This is a genomic window from Streptomyces palmae (genome assembly GCF_004684805.1).
Taxonomy (GTDB): Bacteria; Actinomycetota; Actinomycetes; order Streptomycetales; family Streptomycetaceae; genus Streptomyces; species Streptomyces palmae.
Window position 1 is genome coordinate 1 of record NZ_SRID01000630.1, and the last position, 1,850, is coordinate 1,850.

A 1,850-nucleotide genomic window follows, 5' to 3' on the forward strand; every position below is an offset into this window, starting at 1 on the left:
CAGTTCCAGGGGAGCGGCCCCATCGGGACCGTACGGGCGGACGCCCGGCGACCCGCCCCCGACCTCTCCGGCACGACGCTCCAGGGCCGGCCGCTGGACGTGGCGGACTACCGGGGCCAGGTCGTGGTGGTCAACCTGTGGGGCTCCTACTGCGGCCCCTGCCGCAGCGAGGCCCCCAGCCTGGTCGAGGTCGCCAAGGACACCCGGGCCCGCGGGGTGCGCTTCGTCGGCATCAACACCTCGGACCCCAGCCGGGAGGGCGCCGCCCGCTTCGAACAGACCTTCGGCGTCCCCTACCCCAGCCTCTATGACCCCATGGGCCGGATCGCGCTGCACTTCCCCAAGGGCAGCATCAACCCGCAGACCATCCCGGCCACCGTCGTCCTCGACCGGAAGGGCCGGATAGCCGCCCGGGCGCTGACGGTGCTGACCGAAAGCGAGCTGCGCGCCGTCCTCAAACCGCTGATCGCCGAGCCGGCCTGAACCGGCACGGCGCGGCATGCGGACCCGGCCCCCTCCCGCTGGGCGGCGCGGCGGCTCAGTAGCCCGGGTTCTGCGGGTACTGGCCCCGGTTGTAGGGGTCCTCGTACGGGCTGGGCGCGGGGCGCGGCATCGCCGGGCGGGGGGCGGCCGGCCGCGGCACCGCCGGACGCATCGCCTCGTAGCCGGTCGGGTTGGCGGCCGGGCGCGGCTGCTGCTGCATCGGCTGCTGCGCGCCCGGGTAGCCGCGCGGTCCACCGGTGGGCGGCGGAATGTACGGCGCGGGCGCGTGCTGGAGCCCGGACGGCTGCTGCGGCAGGCCGCCCTGGGCCGGGTAGCCGTGCGGCGGCGTGTGCTGCGCGGGCGCGGAGGGCGCCGCGGGCAGGGCCGGCAGCGCCGGCGGCAGCGCGGCCGGGAAGTGGCCGCCCGGCTCGTAGGGCGAGGGCACCCGGATGGGGGCGATCTGCGGTGTTCCCCGCTCCGCGACGAGGCTGTCGTAGATGGGAGTGTCCGTGAAGGACGGCGTGGAGTAGTAGCCGCCGCCGTAGGTACTGCGGGGGGAGGTCATAGTCCATAACTTAAGCCCACGATGTGCTCATTGGGGAGTCGGGTCGGCCGGTTGTTTCACGGGTTCCGGACGGCCGGCGATCCGCAATGCGAGCGAACCTGGGAAAATCGGTCGCCAAGGTGCGTTGGGAACGTGTAAAGAGCACGTTCTTGGGGGGTTACCCCGCGTAGCCTGACGGCCTTCGGCGGGCTGCGGCAGGGTGTCGCCAAACAGGAGAGAAAGGCAGGGGGAAGCCATGACGATGCGCAAGGGCGCCAATATTCAGGTGCCGGCCTCGGCGGTGCGGATCGAACTGGGCTGGCGCACCGGACCGGGAATTCCGGACGCGGATGCCTCGGCGCTGCTGCTGGTATCCGGAAAGGTCCGTTCCGACGCGGACTTCGTCTTCTACAACCAACCCGCGCACGCCTCCGGGGCGGTCCGGCACGAGGGCAAGCGCGGCGCCGGCGGCACGGTGACCGATGTGCTCTTCGCGGACCTGGAGCGGATGGAGCCCGAGATCGAGACCGTGGTGCTCGCCGCCTCGGCCGACGGTGGGTCGTTCGGCCGGATCCCCGGGCTCCACATCCGGGTGCTGGACGCGGCGAACGGCGCCGAGCTGGCCCGCTACGACAGCCAGGACGCCACCGTGGAGACCGCCTTCGTGCTCGGCGAGCTCTACCGGCGGCAGGGCGTGTGGAAGTTCCGCGCCGTGGGCCAGGGTTACAGCACCGGGCTGGCGGGGCTGGCCACCGACTTCGGCATCACCGTGGACGAGCCGCGGACCGCTCCCGCCGCGCCCCCGGCCGCCCAGGCCGCGCCC

At 73.4% G+C, this 1,850-nt stretch carries 3 protein-coding genes; 2 read left to right on the forward strand and 1 reads right to left on the reverse strand.

Annotation, left to right across the window (positions count from 1 at the left end; translation table 11 throughout):
- On the forward strand, positions 1-483 hold a 483-nt coding region (locus E4099_RS31645), incomplete at its 5' end, for a TlpA family protein disulfide reductase (RefSeq protein WP_135342531.1).
- 55 nt (positions 484-538) lie between these two features.
- On the opposite strand, the gene E4099_RS31650 is transcribed toward E4099_RS31645, so the two are convergent.
- Entirely contained in the window at positions 539-1,048 is a 510-nt protein-coding gene (locus E4099_RS31650; protein WP_135342532.1) for a DUF6643 family protein, read from the reverse strand.
- A 235-nt stretch (positions 1,049-1,283) separates the two neighbouring features.
- On the opposite strand from E4099_RS31650, the gene E4099_RS31655 reads away from it, so the two are divergent.
- On the forward strand, positions 1,284-1,850 hold a 567-nt coding region (locus E4099_RS31655), incomplete at its 3' end, for a TerD family protein (protein WP_135342533.1).

Coding starts and splice junctions, on each gene's coding strand:
- E4099_RS31650 (WP_135342532.1), bottom strand. CDS start 1,048: ATGACCTCCCCCCGCAGTACCTACGGCGGCGGCTACTACTCCACGCCG.